Below are 19915 nucleotides of genomic sequence, written 5' to 3'. Positions count from 1 at the left end.
ACTGAGCACGCAGGACACAGTCGTCGGCGCTACCGGGAGTTCGCATGTCCGTGCCCGCGCAGCAGGGGCCCGTGGGCGGGTTCGCCCGACCGCGCAGGCTGCGCGACCCGGCTGCGATCCTCCAGACCGCACGGCACATCGCCGACGACCTGGTCGACGGGCTCGGCGGGCCACGGGTCCGCTCCGCAGCCCGTGGTATCCGGCGGCTGCTCGCGTGCGAGGGCGTGGCTCTGTCGGGCCTGTCGGGCGAGCTCACCGTCGCGGGAACCCTGCCCCGGGACGTCGACGTGGCGGCGATCGTCGACGAAGTGCTGCACACCGAGCACCGGCGACGCCGGGCCGAGGTCATCGCCGAACCGCTCGTCGTCCACGACGAACTGGCCGGCGTGCTGGTGGCTGCGGGCACGGCGCGCGTGTCGGCGTTGCGCGAGGTCGCCGGGGTACTCGTCGCCGCCCTGGAACGCGGCAGGTTGGAGGCGTCGGCGGAAGAGGCGTCCGAGGCCGAGCTCCGGGCACTACGGGCCGAGATCTCGCCGCACTTCGTCTACAACGCGCTGACGGTCGTGGCCGGACTGGTGCGTCCCGATCCGGCCCGGTCGCGCGAACTGCTGCTCGATTTCGCCGACTACATCCGCTACAGCCTGGCGGGCCACGGCGAGTACACGACCGTGGCGGACGAGTTTCACGCGATCGAGACCTACCTGGCGCTGCAGCGAGCGGTACTCGGCGACCGCCTGAAGATGCAGGTCCGGGTCGCACCCGAGGTACTCGCCGTGGCGATCCCCTACCTGGTGCTGCAACCGCTGGTGGAGAACGCCGTCCGGCACGGCATCGAACGCCGTACCGGGGGTGGGACGGTCCAGGTTCTCGGCGAGGCGGAAGGATCGGACTGCGTCATCAGCGTCGAGGACGACGGCGCGGGCATGGACCCGGGCGACGCCGAACGACTGCTGGCGGAGGGCGGCGCCGGCGCACGGGACACCGGGGGCATGGGACTGGCCAACGTGGATCGGAGGCTGCGCAACGTGTACGGACCGTGGTTCGGGCTCGTGGTCGAAACCGCGGAGGGCGCGGGCACCCGGGTCGTGGTGCGGGTTCCGCGCTTCCAACCGGGAGTGGTGCCGTGACGGTGCAGGAGAATCCCCAGCCGCTGCACACCGCAGCACCCGGGTTGCGGGTGCTGGCGGTCGACGACGTGCCCGCTGCGCTCGACGATCTCTGCAGCCTGTTGCGCGAGGCGCCCGAGGTGGCGGCGGTGACGGCCGCCGCCGATCCGCTCGAGGCGCTGCGCTCCATCCGGGGCGGCGAGTACGACGCGGTGTTCCTCGACATCGCGATGCCCGGCCTCGACGGGCTCGAGCTCGGCGAGCTGTTGCGCAAGCTCGCGACACCTCCCGTGATCGTCTTCGTGACGGCCTACGACGAGCACGGGATCGCGGCGTTCGGTATCGGCGCGATCGACTACCTGCTCAAGCCCGTACGCGCGGAACGCCTCGCCGACGCGCTCGGCAGGGTCTCCCGGATGGCGGGCGCCGACGAGCAGCCCGCACGGGCGGGCACGGACGCGCCGGTACCGGACGCGATGGCCGCCCTGCCGGTCGAGGCCGCTGGCCGCACCCGGTACGTCCAACGCAGCGAGGTGCGCTTCGCCGAGGCACACGGCGACTACGTGCGGCTGCACGCGCCGTCGGGCGTACACCTGGTGCGCATGCCGATCTCGCGACTCGAGGAGTACTGGGAGGGCGCCGGGTTCGTCCGTACCCACCGCGGGTTCCTGGTCGCGCTGTCGGCGGTGCGCGAGCTGCGGAGCGATTCCGTCGGCGGGGTGCTCGCCCACACCGACCTGGGCGACGTTCCCGTCAGCAGGCGCCACGCCCGGATGCTTCGGGAGCGGCTACTGAAGGCCGCGCAGCAGGGCGAGTTCGAACGGCCGACATGACCGGTCGCCGTGTCGCCGTCACCAGTCCGCAGACCCGTCTCGCCCACGCCCGGCGGCGCTACCGGGGGCCGTGGCGGCCGGCGACACTCGACCCGGCCGAGATGCCGCGGGCGATCGCGCTGCACCGCGCCGGACGCAAGCGTGCGGTCTCCGCGCTGGCGGCGCTCGGAGTCCTGATCGTCGGCCTGCCGCTGTCGCTGTCGCTGTCGCTGTGGCCCGGGCTGGACGAGGTGCGCGTGGCCGGTGTCCCGCTGTCGTGGGCCGCGATCGTGGTGGTGCCGTTCCCCGCGATGGTGGCTGTGGCGTTCTGGCAGTTGCACCGCGCCGAGCAGGCCGAACGCGCGTTTGATACCGACAGTCTCGACAATTTTGACAAGACCGGAAGTTCTGACAACGGGGTGGGTGAGGACGCCTCGTGATCGTCGCCCTCGCGGTCGCGCCGGTCGTACTGGTGACGATGCTCATCGGCCTGCGCGGTGTGGCAGCCATGCGCACGACCTCGGACTTCCTCGTCGCCTCCCGCCGCGTGTCGCCGCTGCTCAACTCCGCCGCGGTGTCCGGTGAGTACCTGTCGGCCGCCTCGTTCCTCGGCGTCGCAGGGCTGGTGGTCAAGGACGGGATCGGCTCCCTCTGGTATCCGGTCGGCTTCACCGCGGGCTACATCGCGATGCTCGCGCTCGTCGCCGCCCCGATGCGCCGGTCGGGGGCACTCACCGTGCCGGACTTCGCCGAGGCCCGGCTCGCCTCGGCCCCGCTGCGCAAGCTCGCAGCGGTGGTCGTGCTGGTGATCGGCGTGCTGTACCTGGTGCCGCAGTTCCGCACGGCCGGTCTCGTACTCAGTGTCGTCACGGAGACGCCCTACTGGGTGGGCGTCGTGCTGGCTGGCGGTGTCGTCAGCGCCACCCTCGCGCTCGGCGGCATGCGCGCGGCGACGTACGTGCAGGCGTTCCAGTTCGTGTTAAAGCTGGTGCTGTTCATCGTGCCCGCGATGTGGCTGCTCATCCAGGCCGGACCGGACGTGCGCACCGAGGCGACACAGCCCACCGAGTTCACGCACTTCCACGAGGACACGACGGTCACGTTCCGTGTCGGTGCGACGCTCGACGTGCCGGCCGGTGCCGAGCTCGTCGACCGCGACGAAGGGCCACGCGAACTCGAGTCCGGCGCCTGGGAGGTACCTCCGGGAACGACCGTGACGTTCGCCGACGGCACGCCGGTGCCCGAGGTCCGCGGCGAAGCCGTGCCGGGTGCCGACGGGTGGGAGCGGCCACTGCTCGATCTCGACGACGAGGGCTACCCGCTGCTGGGCACGTGGGCGGTGCTGATCGCGACGATGCTCGGCACGATGGGACTGCCGCACGTGATCATGCGGTTCCACACGAGCCCCGACGGCCGCGCCGCACGCCGCACCGCCGCGTTCACGGTCGCCCTGCTGAGTGTGTTCTACCTGTTCCCGGGCATCTACGGCGTACTCGGGCGGGTGCTGGTACCTCACCTCTACCTGACCGGCGCCACCGACAGCGCCGTCGTCGCACTGCCGGCCCAGGTCGACGACGGCACCGCAGGCACCGTGTTCACCGGGCTCCTCACCGCGGGCGCCTTCGCGGCGTTCCTCGCGACGTCACTCGGGCTGCTGCTCGTCGTGTCCGGTGCGATCTCCCACGACCTCGTGCCCGGCGGCCTGAGACAGCTGCGCCTGGCGGTCGTCGGCGCGGCCGCCGTGATCGTGCTGCTCGCACTGCCTGCGGCAGGGCTCGACGCGGGAACACTCGTCACCTGGGGGTTCACGGTCGCGTCCTCGACCTTCTGCCCGCTGCTGGTGCTCGGTATCTGGTGGCGCCGGCTCACGGCCGCAGGCGCGCTCGCCGGCGTCACGGCAGGCCTCGTGTCCACGATCGGAGCGTTCCTGATCAGCGTCGGCGGCCCGGACCTGCACGGCTGGGTGGCGATCCTCGTCGCCCAGCCCGCCCCGTGGACCGTGCCGCTCGCCTTCCTCACCATGATCGTCGTGTCGCGGCTGGGCAGGCCTGCACCGTGGGCGACCGCCGCGATGCTGCGACTGCACCTGCACGAACACCGTCTCTCCCCGTTCGTCTCCCGCGATCAGGGCGACGGCGCGGCGCGTGACCTGGGCCACTCGTCGTGGCCGGCACGCCGCTCGTCGGCCGTTCGTCGCATCACGCGCCGGCTGGGCCGCTGACCGGTTCACCCGGGTCGGGCCCGCCCCTACCGTGTCGCCAGCACACTCCCCGTGCCTTTGTCGAGGCGTGCACCGTGACAAGGAGGTCACCGTGAATTCCACCGAGCCTCAGCCACCTGAGGCGGACATGTGGGCGCAAGTCCACGCCAGCGAGGATTTCCAACGGCTGCGCAAACGGCTGCGGAACTTCGTCTTCCCGATGACCGCGCTGTTCCTGGTCTGGTACCTGACCTACGTACTGCTGGCCGACTACGCACACGACTTCATGTCGATCAAGGTCGTGGGCAACATCAACCTCGGCCTGATCCTCGGCCTGCTGCAGTTCGTGTCGACGTTCGTGATCACCGGGCTCTACGTGCGCTACGCGAACCGCAAGCTGGACCCGATCGCCGAGAGCGTCCGCAACGAGGTCGAAGGTGGTGACAAGCAGTGAGCACCCTTGCCCAGGGCAGCGTCGAAGGCGGCAACCCGCTGGTCAACATCGGAATCTTCACCCTCTTCGTGATCATCACGCTGGTGATCGTCTTCCGCGCCTCCCGCAACACCAAGACCGCGTCCGACTACTACGCGGCCGGCCGGTCGTTCTCCGGGCCGCAGAACGGCACCGCGATCGCCGGTGACTACCTGTCGGCGGCCTCGTTCCTCGGTATCGCGGGCGCCATCGCCGTCTACGGCTACGACGGTTTCCTGTACTCGATCGGCTTCCTCGTCGCCTGGCTGGTGGCGCTGCTGCTCGTCGCGGAGCTGCTGCGCAACACGGGCAAGTTCACGATGGGCGACGTGCTGGCGTTCCGGATGCGGCAGCGTCCGGTGCGCGCGGCGGCCGCCACGTCGACGCTGGCGGTCTCGTTCTTCTATCTGCTCGCACAGATGGCCGGTGCGGGCGGTCTGGTGTCACTGCTGCTCGGTGTCGAAGGCGATGTCGGGCAGAGCATCGTCATCGGGGTCGTCGGCATCGTGATGATCATCTACGTCCTGGTCGGCGGCATGAAGGGCACGACCTGGGTGCAGATCATCAAGGCAGGCCTGCTCATCGCCGGCACGGCCGTGATGACGGTGTGGGTGCTCGGCAAGTACGGCCTGAACCTCTCGGAGCTGCTCGGCTCGGCGTCCGAGGCCGCGGGCGGCAATGACGCGCTGCTCAACCCCGGTGAGAGGTACGGCGAGAGCGGCACGACACAGCTCGACTTCCTGTCGCTCGGGATCGCGCTGGTCCTCGGTACGGCGGGTCTGCCCCACGTGCTGATGCGCTTCTACACGGTGCCGACGTCGAAGGAGGCCCGGCGCAGCGTGGTGTGGGCGATCTCGTGGATCGGCCTGTTCTACCTGTTCACGCTCGTGCTGGGCTACGGCGCCGCGGCGCTGGTCGGCACCGAGACGATCAACAACGCACCGGGCGGTGAGAACGCGGCGGCTCCGCTGCTGGCACTGGAACTCGGCGGTCCGGTGTTGCTCGGCTTCATCGCGGCGGTGGCGTTCGCAACGATCCTCGCCGTCGTGGCCGGTCTGACGATCACGGCCTCGGCGTCGTTCGCACACGACGTCTACGCCAACGTGATCAAGAAGGGCAACGTCGACAGCAAGACCACGGAGGTGAAGGTCGCGCGGATCACCGCGTGCGTGATCGGTGCGGTCGCGATCATCGGCGGCATCCTCGCGAAGGAACAGAACGTCGCGTTCCTGGTGGCGCTCGCGTTCGCCGTCGCGGCGTCGGCGAACCTGCCGACGATCCTGTACTCGCTGTTCTGGAAGCGGTTCAACACCCGCGGTGCACTGTGGTCGATCTACGGCGGCCTGACGACGACGATCGTGCTGATCGTCTTCTCCCCCGCCGTGTCCGGCAGCGACAGCGCGATGATCCCGGGAGCGGACTTCTCCTGGTTCCCGCTGTCGAACCCGGGCCTGGTGTCGATCCCCGTGTCGTTCCTGCTGGGCATCATCGGCACGCTCTCCTCGAAGGAACACCTCGAGGAGAAGCACAAGGAGATGGAGGTTCGCTCCCTCACCGGCGCCGGTGCCGAAAAGGCGACGACGCACTGACGGGTCCGTCCCGCATCTCACGAGAGGCCGTCCGGCGCGTCGCGTCGGACGGCCTCTCGCTTGGTCTGGTCCATACTCGGGGCATGGCCGGTTTCGACGTCACCCAGCTCCGCTCCCACTTCCCCGCACTCGCCGAGGGTGCCGCACACTTCGACGGACCCGGTGGCTCCCAGGTGCCACGGCCGGTCGCGTCGGCCGTGGCGGACACGCTCTGCTCGGCGGTCGCGAACCGCGGCGCGAACACGGCCGCGGAACGACGCGCCGACGCGATCGTGCTCGACGCCCGCAGCGCCGCGGCCGACCTCGTGGGTGCCGCGGCCGACGGGATCGTGTTCGGGCGCAGCATGACGCAACTGACCTACGACCTCGCGCGCACACTGGCGAAGGACTGGGGCCCGGGCGACGAGGTCGTCGTCACCACGCTGGATCACGACGCGAACATCCGCCCCTGGGTGCAGGCTGCCGAAGCGCGCGGCGCCACGGTGCGGTGGGCGGAGTTCGACGCCGCCACCGGGGAACTCGACGTCGCAGCGGTGACGGACCTGCTCTCGGCTCGCACCCGGATGGTCGCCGTGACGGCGGCGTCGAACCTGCTCGGCACGCGCCCGGACATTCCCGCGATCACTGCCGCCACCCGCGAGGCAGGCGCGTTGTCCTATGTGGATGGCGTGCACCTCACACCGCACGCGCTGATCGACGTCGACGCACTCGGCGCGGACTTCTACGCGTGTTCGCCGTACAAGTTCTTCGGTCCGCACCTCGGATTCGTCGCCGCGAGGCCGGAGCTGCTGGAGACGCTGAGGCCGGACAAGCTCGCGCCCTCCACGAACGCCGTCCCGGAGCGATTCGAACTCGGCACCCTGCCGTACGAGCTGCTGGCCGGGACGACGGCAGCGGTCGACTTCCTCGCCGGCATCGCGCCGGACGCGCCGACGGGGTCGCGACGGGACGCGCTCGCGACCGCGTTCGACGTCGTGGCGCGGCACGAGGACGCGCTCATGGCGCTCCTGGAGGACGGCCTGACCGCGACCGGCCGGGTCACGCTGCACGGATCCCGAACTCGGCACCGCACACCCACGGTCCTGTTCTCGGTGGACGGCCTCGCCCCGGCGGAGGTCTACACCCGGCTGGCCGAACGCGGCGTGAACGCACCCGCGGGCACGTTCTACGCACTGGAATGCTCCCGCCGTCTCGGCCTGGGCGACACCGGTGCCGTCCGTGCCGGGATCGCGCCGTACACCACCGAATCCGAGGTGCAGCACCTCGTGACGGAGGTCGGGAAGATCGCGGTAGCAGGCTGACTCGCCCCGGTCGCCGCAGTCCGATCCGCCGCGTCCGGAAGATGCGACCCAACAAGGCGCGTCGCGACGCAGCCCGCTAGCCGTCGAGGAGGCCGTTGGCGTGGTCGCGGAGCGGGCCGGCAAGGTCGGGGAAGTCGCCACCATCGATGCGCCGCAACAATCGGGCGGTGGCATACAACTGGGCGACCCGCCCCGTTGGCGTCTCGAGCTTGTACGCGAACCGGCGGCGAATGTCCGCGGCGATGCCCGGGTGGAGCAGGCTGAAGCAGTACAGGGTCGCAGAGTCGAGCCCGACCGGTCCTTGTCCCCACAGCTCCCAGTCCAGCAGTCCGAACGGATCCCGGAGCAGGTTCGACCAGTGCAGGTCGCCGTGCACGGTTTCCCACCGGTCGACCGTGGTGGGAGCGTCGGCGCCGAACCGGTCGGTGATCCGCTGGGTGATCTTGGCCTGGTCGGCGTGGACCCGACAGGTGGGCACCGTCGAGAGTGTGTCGAGGGTGCCTGCCAGCGCAGACCACCAGCCGGTGGTCACAGGCGGGTCGCCTCGGAGGACGTCCGTGGGGGAACACGGTTGGCCGTCGAGGTGGGTCATCAGCTCGGCGCGCTGGTTTCGCCAATCTCGTTCCGGCCACTCGGCCACGTCGAGCACGTAGGGCTTGGCGATCCCGGTGATCGCGTTGGCGTCCTCCGTGCCGGTCCACGACTCGCCGCACGCCCACTGGGGTTCCTGCGAAACAACGCGGAGCCACCGCGCTCCAGCCGAACCGTGTGCTGGCGCGCCGATCGAGCGCAGCCGCCAACCGAACACCGGTTCGCCGGCGACGGTGACGTCGAACTGCGCTGCGGCTCGGCCGAGGTTGTGGCGCATGAAGTTGCGGAACACCGCGTCGGGGTCAGTGGCGGGTTCAGCGGCGAGGTAGTCACTCATCGTCGGTGATGTGCCGCAGGTAGGTGTCGGGGTTGTCGAGGTAGCGACGCCAGTGGTCGACGAGTTCCAGTTCAGCCCACTTCACACGACGCAAGCCGTGCTCGCCGGCCTCGATGATGTCCGCACCGGGCGTGGCGGCGAGGACAGGCGAGTGTGTCGCGCACACCACTTGCGCGCCCGATTCTCCGAGATCGTGCATCAGCCCCACGAGGTGCAGGCAGGCGGTGAACGACAACGCGGACTCCGGCTCGTCCAGCACGTAGAAACCGGGGTCGCGGAACATCGACTGGAACACCGCGACGAACCCCTCGCCGTGGCTCATCTCGGCCGTGTTCTCTTCCCAGTAGCCGGGAACACCGCCCAGGTTCTCGGTCATGCTGAACGCCGTCTCAGCGCGGAGGAAGAAGCCCTTCTTCTTCAACCGCGGACCGGCCAGCATGCGGGATCCCTGGGCGGTGGTCTCCAGACGCAGGACCTCGCCGAGGGGGGTCTTGGTCGGGTCGGCCTTGCCGGTCCGTGCTCCAGCACGCCCGCCGCGGGCGTCGAGCTTGAATCCTTCGGCGATGGCTTCGACGAGCGTCGACTTACCCGTCCCGTTGTCGCCGACGATGAACGTCACCGGATGAGTGAACTCCAGGCCGTCTTCGACCAGTTCGGCGACCGCAGGCACGGAGAACGGCCAGTGCTCCGTGGTGGGCGGCTGGAGCGAGTCCGGTACGTACGCGCGACGGACGAACATGTCGGCCTCCCGTTCAGCCGTAGTTGGGTTGGCACCCGCCCTTCGGCCCGCACGGGCCGGACCCCGTGGGCCAGCATTGGGGCAAGCAGGCCGGGCCGCAGTTCGGCCCGCATTTCGGATCACACGGTCCCATTGTCTCGCGGGTGGCGAAGTGTGCCGCGAGGGCGCCAGCGGTTTCGCGCATCGTGGCGCCCTCGAGGATGTTCACGAGCGTGTCGTCTCGGACATCGCCGACAGGCAGCCAGCGGGAGAACACGCACGGCCAGACGCTACCTTCGGGCGACACTGCGGCCGTGCCCTGGCCGCACCGGCCGCACAGCTGGTCGACCGTGCCCGGCGCGCCATCGCCTCCGCGCCCGACCTCCCGGAGTCGATCGCGGCCGACCTCCGGCACGCCGAGGTTGACCAACTCGTCGTGCGCCTGGTCAGCGCGCTGGTCGTCGGCGAGGTCGATCACCCCGGCGCGCAGCGGAATGCCCTTGGCCTGAGCCTTGGCGATGTTCGCGCGGGTCCGTGCATGCGAGGGTCGGCCGGTAATGGCGGCGTGTTCGGCGGGGTCGTCGGAGTAGTACGAGGTTGCCAAGCTCACGCCCGGGAGCGCGAAGACGTCCCACAGTTCGTCGGTGACGTGCACGAGGTTGCTGAACACCTCAACCCGCAGCCCGTGGGATAGCGCGTGCCGCACGAGTTCAGGCAGGCTGGGGTGCAGGGTGGGCTCGCCGCCGATGAACTGCACCATCGACACGCCGAGATCGGCGGCCTGATCCAGCACGCTGAGCCAGTCAGGGGTCGTCATCGTGCCGTGGTCGCCGGCCGGGGAGCTGCCCGCGTAGCAGTGGGTGCATTCGAGTTGGCATCTGCCGGTGATTTCCAGCCACAGGAACGTCAACGGCGGATCGCCGTGGATGGTCGAGTCGTCGGCTGTCAACGTCATCGAAACATGTCCTTCCTCGGTCGGCGGTCACAACCAGCGACGACGACCCGCCGCTGAAATTGGTGCGCCTGCCCGGCCGGGAGTGCGGGGTATCACCGGAGGAACCGGCGAGATCAGTCGACACCCAGCCACACGTGCCAGCACGCGCTGCAGTCGAACAACACCGGCTCCCGACGTCGGAGCCGTCGCGGCACCGTGACCAGTCGGCCGCACAGCATCTCGGCCGTCACGCCCGCCGGGGGTTCGTCATGGGTGCCACCGATGTGGCGCACACCTTCGGCCACCGGACGCCACCCGGGCACGGTGTCGAAATCAGGCGTGTCGAGGTCGGCCTCGATCGGCCATCCGTCCGGACCGATGGTCACCAGGCCGCCGTCGGCGTGCTGCGTCCACATGCCGGGGACGTTATGGAGCCGCCGCGGAGGGATGTGTCCTATCGGGACACATCGGGAGTTTTCACCCGTTAGGCGCAACTCCCATGCGCCAGGCCAGGCCGCGGAGGTCGCGGCCGCCGGCGTCGCGGCGAGCACGTCGCAGGTTGTCGGCCACGGCCTCACGTGCGAAAACGTTGGTGCGGACCTTCTGTGGGGCCAGCTGCTCGGCTTTCAGCAGCGCCGCAACGCCGCGGGTGCGCTGGCGCGGCTCGGCAAGCAGGCCGCGGCCGTAGTCCAGCCAGAACGCGGCCTGCCGGCTGGTGGACACACCCACCGGGCGCACCGTGGAGGCGATCTCCTCCACCTTTCCGCCGTGGCCCAGCTCAACGGCGATGGTGGTGCGCCAGATACTGACGTTGGTACGGCCGAAGTTGGTTTGCTGCCACGGGGACACGTCCGGTTCCAGCTGCCCGGCCAGCGCCGCAGCCTCGGACAGGTGAGTCTGGGCTGTGTCCTCGTCACCTTGCACAGCACGGGACAATGCAGCGGTCAGGTGGGCCATGCCTCGGGTCTCGACGCGCGCGTCAGGAGCGTCGGCGATGCCTACGGCGAGGTCGTACTGTCGCCGCCGGTTCCCGCCGCTGAGTAGCTGTGCGCGGTGATATCCGGCGTAGGTCGTCCATACCGGGTCGTCCATGCGTTCGGCGACCTGCCGCATGCGCTCCACAGCCAGAGTGGGGAGCCCGGACACACCAAGGTCGTGCGCCAGGTAGGCCGACGCCTTGTAGGCACCCAGCAGGTCGGTGAGTGCGGCGCGCTGGTGGGCCGGGTCGTTGGCCGCAGTCAGCAGTTCGCGGATCAGCCCGGGCAGCATGCGGGCCTGTCCTGCCAGGTCGGCAGCCGGGCGCAACACCTTGGTGAGCCGTTCACAGTCGGCGTGAATCTCCGGCCACGGGCGGACCCGGGCGTCCGGCGCCTCGTCGACCTGCCAGCCGGTCAGCACGTCGACCACGTCGGGGATAGAGGCGTGCAACTCGTCGGACGTGGCGTCCACCGGCTCATTGAGCGACCCCGTGATCTCCGACGGTGCGACGCGCAGCGTGTTGGCCAGCGATTCGAGCACCCGGCGACTGTTGATCGCCTTGTCGCCGCGTTCGAGCTTGGCAAGGTATCCGTGCGAGATACCGGACAGCTCCGCTGCGGCGCGCAGACTGAGTTGCCGCCAGGATCGGATCTCGCGCAGACGGCGACCGATGTGTGCTGTGTCGTCGTGCATGGAGTGTCCTCCGTCACGTGGTCGGGAACCGTCGCGAAGCCCCGGAGGCCGGGACCGAACCATGCGAACGGTCTGACGCGAGGGTACCGCCCGCAAGGATGACAGCGGGTCGGCTCGACGCGAATGTCGTAGCCTCCAGACCCGCAATCCGCCGACCCGCAGTGTCCCTGCAGGCCAGAGGCGGTTCCGGCACGGTCGGGGTGACAGGATTTGAACCTGCGACCCTTCGCTCCCAAAGCGAATGCGCTACCAAGCTGCGCCACACCCCGTCCACCACGCGGGGTGGTGTGCACACACCATAGCGCTACCGGTAGACTGCCCACGCAGCCGGTCACCGGCAGCATGCGGGCGTAGCTCAATGGTAGAGCCCCAGTCTTCCAAACTGGTGGTGCGGGTTCGATTCCCGTCGCCCGCTCAGCGCACGAAACCCCAGGCCAGGCGCCCTTCAGGGCCCTGGCCTTTCGTGTGTCCAGGGACGGATCGTGGCCGCTCGACCGTCAAAGCGTCCTCGTCATGAAGACACTGTTCGGATCGGGCCGGTAGTCGGCGAACGGCGCGCAGTAGGAGAAGCCGAACTTCTCGTACAGCTTCCGCGCCGGGAGAAAGAATTCGTCCGAACCGGTTTCCAGACTCAACCGTGACAGTCCCATGCGCCGCGCCTCGGCGAGGATGTGTTCCAGCAGTCCGGACGCGATGCCGCCGCGGGCGCGGTCGGGCGACGTGCGCATCGACTTGAGCTCGCCGTGGTCGCCGTGGTCACCGCGCTCGCCGTCGAGACGCTTGATCGCACCGCAGCCGACCACGGCCTCGCCGCTGCGTACCGACCAGAACGTCACGTCCGGTTTGCGCAGCTCGTCGAGATCGAGGGCGTGCTTGCTCTCGGGTGGCGACGTGGCCTTCATCTGCTCCAGGTGATCTGCCAGGAACTCCGCGATCCGCGGACCGGACAGATCATCGACCACGATCCTCATGCGCGCCTCCATTCACTCACCCCGCCCGTCACGGGTCACCAGCCGGAAGCCGACATCCAGTTCGTCGCGGCCCAGCAGGTCGCGGTGCCGTTCGTGCCAACGGCCGGAGGCGAGGTCCCGTCGCAACCGCTCGATGCCCCGCGACACCGCCACCTCATCGGTCTGGGCCAGGGCGGAACAGTTCCGCCGGACGCGGGCGTCCAGATAGGCCTCCGGCCGCCGCCAGTGCGCCGGGGCCGACGACGTCACCGGGCCGACATCACCGGGAGGCGTCGTCGTCCTGGCGGGCCGTCGCCGCCGCGCGGTCCATCTCCCAGAACGCGCGCACCGACAGAAGCAGCCCGTCGACACCGGTCCGGTAGACGATCACACAGTCGGTGTCGACGCGGTAGTCGCCGTCGAAGAACGTGGTGATCGTGGCGACGTTCGCCACCTCGTCGCCTCCCGCGTGCGAATCGCGGACGGCGAACTCGAACCGCCGCACGTTCGCGATCGTCAGGTCCCAGAACGCCGAGATGCCGTCCGCGCCGTGGTGCCCCTTTCCCCCCTCATCGAACGGCGACGGGCCCACCGGATCCTCGATCACCGCCGCGGGGTCGAACAGGCTCAGCCAGCGCTGCTTGTCCCCCGCCGCGACGGCCTCCATGGACCGCAACGCCGCGACCCGCGCGGGCGGCTGCTGCGCTTCGACGTCCCAGCACACCCTGACACTCATCCGCCGGACCTCCTCAGAACCGCTCGATGATCTCGGCGGCGAACTTCTTGATCGAGTCCTTCTTCTGCTCCACCGGGGCGTCGAACCCGAGGCCGTCGAACACCCACGGCACGGTGATCACGTCGGTGACGCCGACGTCGGCCTGCTCGCGATAGCCGTCGAGACCGAACCGGTCGATGCACACGGCCTGGAACTCGAAGGGCTGGTCTGCGCGGCCGTACTCGGCGCGCAGTGTGTTCAGCCGCGCGATCGTGTCGCGCAGGTCGTCGAGCTTCATCATCGCCGACGACCAGCCGTCGCCGACGCGCGCCGCCCGGCGCAGCGCCGGTTCGCTGTGCCCGCCGACGTAGAACGGCACGTGCCGCTTCGGCGCAGGACTCATGCACAGCTTGTCGAAGTCGAAGAACTCGCCGTGATACTCGACCATCCCGCCGTCGAGGATCAGCCGGAGCACGTCGATGGCCTCGTCGACGCGCTTGCCGCGCCGCCGGTACGGCACCCCGCACCACTCGAACTCCTCCGGCGCCCAGCCGACACCGAGGCCGAGCCCGAACCGGTCGCCCGTGAGGTTCGCGACCGAACCCACCTGACGGGCCAACAGCACCGGATTGCGCGAACCGAGTTTCAGCACCGACGTGTAGAACGTGATCCTGTTCGTGGCGGCCCCCATCGACGCCGCAGCGATCAACGGGTCGACCCACGGGGTGTTCTCGTCCCAGAACCGGCTTCCGTCCGGAGTGTAGGGATAGTCCGCGGACACCTGTTCCGAGTAGAAGAGCGAGTCGGGAAGGGCGATCGAGGAGAACCCGCACTCCTCAGCCGTGACGGCCAGCTCGGTCAGTTGATCCAGCGGGGTCAGGGCCACCGACAGTGTGAACCTCATGACGCAAAACAGTAACGTGTTCTAGTTTCGTGCGCCAGAGTTGACTCCGTCTCGACGGACCCGGGCGAACTCGTCCGGGCGAACTCGTACTACCCGGGCCGTACCGGATGATCACGGCGGGAACTTCCGAGGCGCCGCGGGCGTTGTCCGTTTCGAAGGAGTCTGTCCGGTCCGCCGGCGGCTCCGCAGGCAACACGCACGCCCCTGAGCACCTGATGGAGCCGGGCATCCAATGGAGCCTGAGCACTAATGAAGCGGAGTACCTCATGGAGCTCGTCCTCGTCGTCCTCGTACTGATCATCGTCGGTGGCGGGTACTACCTGATCCAGTCGCATCAGAAGGCCAAGCGCAACCGGCTGGAGGACGCGAAAGCCGAGGCGCGGCGCTGGCTGGAGCGGCTCGGCGGGCAGGTGCTCAACCTGACGGGCACCGACACGGCCTCCCAGCAGGCGATCGCCGACGCGTCCGAGCGTTACAACGCCGCCGGGTCGCAGATGGAACAGGCCCAGACCGAGGAACAGGCGAAACTCGTCAAGGACACCGCACTCGAGGGCCTGTACTACGTCCGCGCCGCGCGGGAGGCGATGGGGCTCGATCCGGGACCGGAGCTGCCGGAGGACCGGGAGCGCCAGGCCGCGGGCAAGGTCACCGAGCATCGCTCCGTCGACGTCGAAGGCCAGCACTACGAGGCCTCCCCGGAGCCGGGCGCCGACACCCCGCACTACTACCCCGGCGGCCGCGTCGCCGGCAGGCCGGTACCGCAGGGCTGGTACAGCGAGCCGTGGTGGAAGCCTGCGCTGGTCGCGGGTGCGTGGGGCATGGGCTCGATGATGCTGTTCAGCGCGATGTTCTCCGGTATGGCGGGCATCCCCAGCGGCGAAGCCTGGGCGGGCGGCAACGACGCCGGCCAGGAGGACGCCATGAACGAAGGTGGTGACGCCGGCGGCGACGGTGGCGACGGTGGTGACGGCGGCGACATGGGAGGCGACGCCGGCGGTGACATGGGAGGCGACATGGGTGGCATGGGCGACATGGGCGACATGGGCGACATGGGCGGTGGATTCGACTTCGGGTTCTGACCGCCCCGGTACGTCACTCCCTCACTGCCTCACGTCGTCACACCCTCACGCGGGTTGGCAGGCCGGGCACCAGTAGAGATGCCTGCCCGCCAGTTCGGTATGGGCGACCGGCGCGGCGCAGACCAGGCACGGCTGTCCGGCGCGGCGGTAGACGTACACCTCGCCGCCGTGCCGGTCCTGCCGCGGCGCGCGGCCCGTGACCTCGGGCAGGTGCTCGTCGGCGACCGTGTCGATCCGCCCGCTGCGCACGCCCGCGCGCATGAGGGCGACGAGGTCGTCCCACATCGCCTTCCACACCGTCTCGTCGAGATCGCGACCGGCGAGCATCGGGGGAACGCCGTGGCGGAACAGGACCTCGGCGCGGTAGACGTTCCCGACCCCGGACAGCACCTTCTGGTCCATCAGCTGGGCCGCGATCGACGTCCGGGAACGGGAGATGCGCTGCCAGGCGAGCTCCGGCCGGGCGTCGCGGCGCAGCGGGTCGGGGCCGAGCCGCGCGGTGATCGCGTCGACCTCGGGTTCGGTGAGCAGCTCGCACCGGGTCGGACCGCGCAGGTCCGTCCACTGTGTCCGGCCGGACAGGCGCATCCGCACCTGGCCGACGGGCTCCGTCTCGGGAAGCGGCGATTCCGTGAACGCGCCGTAGAGCCCGAGGTGGACGTGAACGACGCCGAGCGGGCCGTAGTCGTGGAACAGGTGCTTGCCGTGGGCCTCGGCACGCACGAACGTCGCGCCGTCGAGCCGTGCGGCCTCGGTGGCGAACCGGCCCTGGGGGCTGCTCACCCGCACCGGCGCACCCGCGTAGCGCCGCTGATGCAGCCGGGCGAGCCGGTGCAGGGTGTGCCCTTCGGGCATCAGGCCTCCGGCAGGGCGGGGGCGTTGCCGGTCTGCTCGAAGTCGGTCAGTTGCTGCACCCGGCGCGTGTGCCGCGGGTCGTCGTCCACCGCGGTGTCCAGGAACGCCTCGACGATCCCGGTGGCCTCCTCCGCGCTGTGCATCCGGGAACCGACACCGATGACCTGGGCATGGTTGTGCTGCCGCGTCAGCTGAGCGGTCTCCACACTCCACGCCAGCCCCGCCCGGCAGCCCGGCACCTTGTTGGCGGCGATCTGCTCGCCGTTGCCCGAACCGCCGATGACGATCCCCAGGCTGCCGTCGTCGGCGACGACGCGACGCGCGGTCTCGATGCAGAACGGCGGGTAGTCGTCGGCGGCGTCGTAGACGTGTGGGCCGACGTCGGTGACGTCGTGGCCCTGCTTCTCGAGATGGGCGACGAGGTGACTCTTCAACTCGAGGCCGGCATGGTCGGATCCCAGGTAGACACGCACAGCGGCAGTGTGCCATCCCCGCTGCACATGGCCTCGGGCCACCCGGCAGGGTGTGAGCCATGACGGATGCGATGCCGCCGAACGCGACTCCGACGGCACCGGGGACGGACCCCGCGACCACACAGACACCCGCGCTCCCGGCCCAGGACGGCCACGACGTGCGGCTCGACTGGGGCGCGTGCGGACTGGCGGCCCTCGGCGGCCACTGCGCGGTGCTGGTGATCGTGGACGTCCTGTCGTTCTCGACGCGGGTGGACCTGTCGCTCGCGGCGGGCACCACCGTGAGGCCGGTGCGCTGGACGGGCCCGGGGAGCGCGCCCGCAGACTCCGCCGAGCCGCTGCAGTCGCCGAACGGGGCGACCCTGACGATCGATGCCGCCACGACGGGTGCCCACGTGCTCACGGCCTGTCTGCGCAACGCCGACGCCGTCGCCGAGCACGCCGCGGACCTGGCTGCGGGCGGGCCGATCGGCGTGCTCGCCGCGGGAGAACAGTGGGGCGTAGCGGCCGGTGCCGCGCCGGGATCCGAGGGACCGCTGCGGCCGTGCCTCGAGGACCAGCTCGGCGCAGGTGCCGTCGTCGCGGGGCTGCAGTCCTACGGTGCCGTCTCGCCCGAGGCGGTTGTGGCGGCGCAGGCGTTCGCCGTGGCCGATACACCCGCGACGGTGGGCGGCTCGGCCTCGGGCCGCGAACTGACCGCACACGGCGACCGCGAGCTCCTCGAGCGTGCCGTCGAGGTCGGTGTGTCGCCGTGTGTGCCGAGGCTCGGCGACGACGGGGTGCTGGCCGGTGCCTGACTGGTCCGAGCAGGCACCGGGCGTGTACGCGCGCCGTTACGCCGAGCTGGACCTGACCGTCGGGCTCGTCGTCGGGTCCGAGCGGTGCCTGGTGATCGACACCCGCGGATCACGCGGACAGGGCGAGGAACTGGCCGCTGCGGTCCGCGAGGTGACACACCTGCCACCCGTGATCGTGCTGACCCATGCTCATTTCGACCACGCCTTCGGCGCCGCGTCGCTGAAGGCGGCGTTCGGCGACTGTCCGATATGGGCACACACCGGATGCCGGGACGCGCTGGCGGAACGCGCCGAGTCCGACCGTCGGGAATGGACGGATCGGTACCGCCGCGAGGGTGAGCACGCACTCGCCGACGATCTCGCCGCAACGCCGATCGCGGCACCGACGCGGACCTTCGACCGTGCAACGCGCCTGGACCTGGGCGGCCGCACCGTCGACCTCGTCCATCCGGGGCCGGGGCACACCGACCACGACGTGATCGCCGTCGCCGGGAACGTCGTATTCGCAGGAGACCTCGTCGAACACGCACCGGGTGGATCGTTCACCGAGGAGTCCTTCGGGCCGGACACGCACCTGGCGGCGTGGCCCACCACCCTCGAGCACGTGCTCGCCCACCGGCCGCGGGTGGTCGTTCCCGGCCACGGCGACCCCGTCGACGCCGCGTTCGTCGCGCGGGCGCGGGCGGATCTGCGCACGCTGGCGGACCTGCAGTCGGGCGTTCGCGCCGGCACACTCACGCTCTCCGCGGCCGTCGACTCCGCTCCCCTGCCGCCGGAGGCCTGCCGCGCCGCGTTGTCGTGAACCTCCACGGTGCACAGCCGAGCCGCGCACCACTGCGGTCGCGAACTGCGGTCGCGAACTCCGCTGGCCCGAACTCCGGCGGCGTGCCCCGGCGCCGTGACTCCCGGCGTTCAGACGGTCTCGCCGCGGCGCAGGGGCTCACCGACCCGGTGCAGGTGGCCGAGCGCCTCGCGCCAGGACCCGACCAGCCCGGTTTCGTGATACGGCACGCCGATCTCCGCGCAGTACTGCCGCACGATCGGCTGCGCCTTGCGCAGGTGCGGCATCGGCAGGTGCGGGAACAGGTGGTGTTCGATCTGGTAGTTCAGGCCGCCCATGACGTTGTCGACCAGCGGGCCGCCGCGGACGTTGCGGGTGGTCAGCACCTGCTTGCGCAGGAAGTCGAGCTTCTCACCCGGTTTCAGGGTCGGCATGCCCTTGTGCCCCGGAGCGAACACCGACCCCATGTAGACACCCCAGAGCGCCTGGTGAACGAGCAGGAACGCGAGGGCCCTCCCCGGTGAGAGGACGAGCAGCAGCGCACCGAGGTACGCGGCAATGTGCGCGGCGAGCACCGAGGCTTCGACGGCGCGGTGCGTGATGCGCCGGTTCGCGTGCCGGCCGATCACCGCCCGCACGCTGGAGAAGTGCAGGTTGAAGCCTTCCAGCGTGAGCAGCGGGAAGAACAACAGGGCCTGCCTGCGTCCGATGATGCGCGGCAGTCCCCTGCTGGCCAGCGCCTGCTCCCGGGACCACACCAGGATGTCCGGAATCACGTCCGGATCGTGCTGCTCGTGGTTCGGGTTGGCGTGGTGCCGGGTGTGCTTGTCCGTCCACCAGCCGTAGCTCATCCCGATACCGAGGTTGCCCGCGAGGAGTCCGGCGATCTTGCCCGCCCTGCGAGTGCGAAACACCTGCCGGTGCGCCAGGTCGTGCGAGACCAGCGCGACCTGTGCGAACACGACCGCGAAGAACGCGGCGAGCAGCAACTGCCACCAGGTGTCACCGAGCAGGAAGAACGCGGCGATGCCGGCGCCGTACAGGGCCGCGACGATGCCGATGCGGGTTGCATAGTAGCCGGGCCGGCGGGCGAACAGTCCCGCGTCGGCGATGCGGCGGGACAGCACGGCGAAGTCGCTGCCCTGTCTGGTCTCGGACGGTTCAGCTGCGGTCGACGTCATGCCGTCAACCCTGTCCCGCACCACCACCGCGCGGACATCCCGCACGCCCCCGACGTCCCACTGGTGCAGGCCCCACCGGCTCCGCCGCACCGGCGGCACGAAAAGCCCCCAAGGGCCCCTTCGGGGCGTTGAGCGCCCCAATTCCTCCCCTCGCTGCAGCGTACCGGCGCGGTCACCGCACCACGACCGGCGACCGGCGACCGGCGACCGGCGACCGGCGACCGGCGACCGGCGACCGGCGACCGGCGACCGGCGACCGGCGACCGGCGACCGGCGACCGAAGGAAGCGTGAGGGGAAGATTCGGGCCCCCGCCCGCCACCCCTCACGGCCACGCTGCCGCGTGGCTGCGCCGCATGCCCCAAGGTGCCCTTGGGGCATCCAACCCACCCGCGGTCAGTCGACGTCGAGGTCGCCGGTGCGGGTGCGCTCGGGTTCGGAGAATCCCAGC

The 19915-nt window shown here is 70.2% G+C and carries 22 protein-coding genes and 2 tRNA genes; 11 read left to right on the top strand and 13 right to left on the bottom strand.

Translation table 11 applies throughout. The features are described from left to right. The first annotated feature begins 44 nt into the window (after positions 1–44). The 7 genes from LY41_RS11840 to LY41_RS11810 all read left to right on the top strand — a co-directional run bounded on the left by LY41_RS11840 (position 45) and on the right by LY41_RS11810 (position 7480). Positions 45–1127, top strand: a complete 1083-nt coding sequence (locus LY41_RS11840) for a sensor histidine kinase (RefSeq protein WP_253863917.1) — start codon at positions 45–47, stop codon at positions 1125–1127. After that, positions 1124–1939: a LytR/AlgR family response regulator transcription factor gene (locus LY41_RS11835; RefSeq protein WP_253863916.1), complete on the top strand. Its 816-nt coding sequence runs from the start codon at positions 1124–1126 to the stop codon at positions 1937–1939. Before LY41_RS11840 ends, LY41_RS11835 begins: the two co-directional genes overlap by 4 nt. Beyond that, entirely contained in the window at positions 1936–2358 is a 423-nt protein-coding gene (locus LY41_RS11830) for a hypothetical protein (protein WP_253863915.1), read from the top strand. Before LY41_RS11835 ends, LY41_RS11830 begins: the two co-directional genes overlap by 4 nt. Beyond that, entirely contained in the window at positions 2355–4139 is a 1785-nt protein-coding gene (locus tag LY41_RS11825; RefSeq protein WP_253863914.1) for a sodium/solute symporter, read from the top strand. Before LY41_RS11830 ends, LY41_RS11825 begins: the two co-directional genes overlap by 4 nt. Positions 4140–4230: 91 nt before the next feature. Then, positions 4231–4572, top strand: coding sequence for a DUF485 domain-containing protein (locus LY41_RS11820; protein ID WP_253863913.1), 342 nt, complete (start codon positions 4231–4233; stop codon positions 4570–4572). Continuing rightward, the gene (locus LY41_RS11815) at positions 4569–6179 is read left to right on the top strand and encodes a monocarboxylic acid transporter (RefSeq protein WP_253863912.1); all 1611 of its coding nucleotides are present in this window, start codon (positions 4569–4571) and stop codon (positions 6177–6179) included. Before LY41_RS11820 ends, LY41_RS11815 begins: the two co-directional genes overlap by 4 nt. Positions 6180–6262: 83 nt before the next feature. Then, complete coding sequence (locus tag LY41_RS11810; protein ID WP_253863911.1) at positions 6263–7480, top strand: cysteine desulfurase-like protein; 1218 nt, start codon at positions 6263–6265, stop codon at positions 7478–7480. Positions 7481–7556: 76 nt separating this feature from the next. On the opposite strand, the gene LY41_RS11805 is transcribed toward LY41_RS11810, so the two are convergent. The 6 genes from LY41_RS11805 to LY41_RS11780 form a co-directional block, all read right to left on the bottom strand. Further along, entirely contained in the window at positions 7557–8408 is an 852-nt protein-coding gene (locus LY41_RS11805) for a phosphotransferase (protein WP_253863910.1), read from the bottom strand. Further along, complete coding sequence (locus LY41_RS11800) at positions 8401–9147, bottom strand: AAA family ATPase (RefSeq protein ID WP_253863909.1); 747 nt, start codon at positions 9145–9147, stop codon at positions 8401–8403. Before LY41_RS11800 ends, LY41_RS11805 begins: the two co-directional genes overlap by 8 nt. A 13-nt stretch (positions 9148–9160) precedes the next feature. Further along, positions 9161–10036 (bottom strand): radical SAM/SPASM domain-containing protein, encoded by an 876-nt coding sequence (locus LY41_RS11795; protein ID WP_253863908.1) that lies wholly within the window; start codon positions 10034–10036, stop codon positions 9161–9163. A gap of 158 nt (positions 10037–10194) precedes the next feature. Continuing rightward, positions 10195–10476, bottom strand: coding sequence for a hypothetical protein (locus tag LY41_RS11790; protein WP_253863907.1), 282 nt, complete (start codon positions 10474–10476; stop codon positions 10195–10197). Positions 10477–10537: 61 nt separating this feature from the next. Continuing rightward, entirely contained in the window at positions 10538–11731 is a 1194-nt protein-coding gene (locus LY41_RS11785; protein WP_253863906.1) for a helix-turn-helix transcriptional regulator, read from the bottom strand. Positions 11732–11926: 195 nt separating this feature from the next. Continuing rightward, positions 11927–12000, bottom strand: a tRNA-Pro gene (locus LY41_RS11780). Positions 12001–12075: 75 nt separating this feature from the next. Between LY41_RS11780 and LY41_RS11775 the strand changes: the two genes are divergently transcribed. Next, positions 12076–12146: transfer RNA gene (locus LY41_RS11775), tRNA-Gly, on the top strand. Between the two features lie 82 nt (positions 12147–12228). Here LY41_RS11775 and LY41_RS11770 read toward each other — a convergent pair. Genes LY41_RS11770 through LY41_RS11755 form a run of 4 tightly spaced genes read right to left on the bottom strand, consistent with a single transcriptional unit; the run spans position 12229 to position 14300 of the window. Further along, positions 12229–12702 (bottom strand): GNAT family N-acetyltransferase, encoded by a 474-nt coding sequence (locus LY41_RS11770; RefSeq protein ID WP_253863905.1) that lies wholly within the window; start codon positions 12700–12702, stop codon positions 12229–12231. 12 nt (positions 12703–12714) lie between these two features. Next, the gene (locus LY41_RS11765; protein ID WP_308292232.1) at positions 12715–12951 is read right to left on the bottom strand and encodes a hypothetical protein; all 237 of its coding nucleotides are present in this window, start codon (positions 12949–12951) and stop codon (positions 12715–12717) included. A gap of 10 nt (positions 12952–12961) precedes the next feature. Beyond that, the gene (locus LY41_RS11760) at positions 12962–13417 is read right to left on the bottom strand and encodes a nuclear transport factor 2 family protein (protein ID WP_253863904.1); all 456 of its coding nucleotides are present in this window, start codon (positions 13415–13417) and stop codon (positions 12962–12964) included. A 13-nt stretch (positions 13418–13430) separates the two neighbouring features. After that, on the bottom strand, positions 13431–14300 hold the full coding sequence (locus LY41_RS11755) for a TIGR03619 family F420-dependent LLM class oxidoreductase (RefSeq protein ID WP_253863903.1): 870 nt from the start codon (positions 14298–14300) through the stop codon (positions 13431–13433). A 266-nt stretch (positions 14301–14566) separates the two neighbouring features. Here LY41_RS11755 and LY41_RS11750 point away from each other — a divergent pair, with 266 nt between their 5' ends. Further along, positions 14567–15379, top strand: coding sequence for a hypothetical protein (locus LY41_RS11750; protein ID WP_253863902.1), 813 nt, complete (start codon positions 14567–14569; stop codon positions 15377–15379). Between the two features lie 45 nt (positions 15380–15424). On the opposite strand, the gene LY41_RS11745 is transcribed toward LY41_RS11750, so the two are convergent. Together LY41_RS11745 and LY41_RS11740 are read right to left on the bottom strand one after the other, a co-directional pair. Further along, positions 15425–16234 (bottom strand): Fpg/Nei family DNA glycosylase, encoded by an 810-nt coding sequence (locus tag LY41_RS11745; RefSeq protein WP_253863901.1) that lies wholly within the window; start codon positions 16232–16234, stop codon positions 15425–15427. Next, positions 16234–16707 (bottom strand): ribose-5-phosphate isomerase, encoded by a 474-nt coding sequence (locus tag LY41_RS11740; protein WP_253863900.1) that lies wholly within the window; start codon positions 16705–16707, stop codon positions 16234–16236. The genes LY41_RS11745 and LY41_RS11740 overlap by 1 nt, the downstream gene beginning before the upstream one ends. Before the next feature lie 59 nt (positions 16708–16766). Between LY41_RS11740 and LY41_RS11735 the strand changes: the two genes are divergently transcribed. Together LY41_RS11735 and LY41_RS11730 are read left to right on the top strand one after the other, a co-directional pair. After that, entirely contained in the window at positions 16767–17504 is a 738-nt protein-coding gene (locus LY41_RS11735) for a 2-phosphosulfolactate phosphatase (RefSeq protein WP_253863899.1), read from the top strand. Next, a complete protein-coding gene (locus LY41_RS11730; protein ID WP_253863898.1) occupies positions 17497–18306 on the top strand; it encodes an MBL fold metallo-hydrolase in 810 nt (269 codons plus the stop codon). Before LY41_RS11735 ends, LY41_RS11730 begins: the two co-directional genes overlap by 8 nt. A 110-nt stretch (positions 18307–18416) precedes the next feature. On the opposite strand, the gene LY41_RS11725 is transcribed toward LY41_RS11730, so the two are convergent. Next, positions 18417–19466, bottom strand: coding sequence for a fatty acid desaturase family protein (locus LY41_RS11725; RefSeq protein ID WP_253863897.1), 1050 nt, complete (start codon positions 19464–19466; stop codon positions 18417–18419). Positions 19467–19915: the final 449 nt, after the last annotated feature.

This window comes from Prauserella halophila, from assembly GCF_024171895.1.
GTDB lineage: Bacteria > Actinomycetota > Actinomycetes > Mycobacteriales > Pseudonocardiaceae > Prauserella > Prauserella halophila.
Note: the sequence above shows the minus strand (reverse complement) of the source record. Positions and strands in the feature narration are given on the sequence as shown.

What these genes read in the sequence shown, in the direction of transcription:
- LY41_RS11840 (WP_253863917.1), top strand. Translation starts at nt 45, where the DNA reads ATGTCCGTGCCCGCGCAGCAGGGGCCCGTGGGCGGGTTCGCCCGACCG.
- LY41_RS11830 (WP_253863915.1), top strand. Translation starts at nt 1,936, where the DNA reads ATGACCGGTCGCCGTGTCGCCGTCACCAGTCCGCAGACCCGTCTCGCC.
- LY41_RS11810 (WP_253863911.1), top strand. Translation starts at nt 6,263, where the DNA reads ATGGCCGGTTTCGACGTCACCCAGCTCCGCTCCCACTTCCCCGCACTC.
- LY41_RS11805 (WP_253863910.1), bottom strand. Translation starts at nt 8,408, where the DNA reads ATGAGTGACTACCTCGCCGCTGAACCCGCCACTGACCCCGACGCGGTG.
- LY41_RS11800 (WP_253863909.1), bottom strand. Translation starts at nt 9,147, where the DNA reads ATGTTCGTCCGTCGCGCGTACGTACCGGACTCGCTCCAGCCGCCCACC.
- LY41_RS11790 (WP_253863907.1), bottom strand. Translation starts at nt 10,476, where the DNA reads ATGTGGACGCAGCACGCCGACGGCGGCCTGGTGACCATCGGTCCGGAC.
- LY41_RS11785 (WP_253863906.1), bottom strand. Translation starts at nt 11,731, where the DNA reads ATGCACGACGACACAGCACACATCGGTCGCCGTCTGCGCGAGATCCGA.
- LY41_RS11770 (WP_253863905.1), bottom strand. Translation starts at nt 12,702, where the DNA reads ATGAGGATCGTGGTCGATGATCTGTCCGGTCCGCGGATCGCGGAGTTC.
- LY41_RS11760 (WP_253863904.1), bottom strand. Translation starts at nt 13,417, where the DNA reads ATGAGTGTCAGGGTGTGCTGGGACGTCGAAGCGCAGCAGCCGCCCGCG.
- LY41_RS11755 (WP_253863903.1), bottom strand. Translation starts at nt 14,300, where the DNA reads ATGAGGTTCACACTGTCGGTGGCCCTGACCCCGCTGGATCAACTGACC.
- LY41_RS11750 (WP_253863902.1), top strand. Translation starts at nt 14,567, where the DNA reads ATGGAGCTCGTCCTCGTCGTCCTCGTACTGATCATCGTCGGTGGCGGG.
- LY41_RS11745 (WP_253863901.1), bottom strand. Translation starts at nt 16,234, where the DNA reads ATGCCCGAAGGGCACACCCTGCACCGGCTCGCCCGGCTGCATCAGCGG.
- LY41_RS11735 (WP_253863899.1), top strand. Translation starts at nt 16,767, where the DNA reads ATGACGGATGCGATGCCGCCGAACGCGACTCCGACGGCACCGGGGACG.
- LY41_RS11725 (WP_253863897.1), bottom strand. Translation starts at nt 19,466, where the DNA reads ATGACGTCGACCGCAGCTGAACCGTCCGAGACCAGACAGGGCAGCGAC.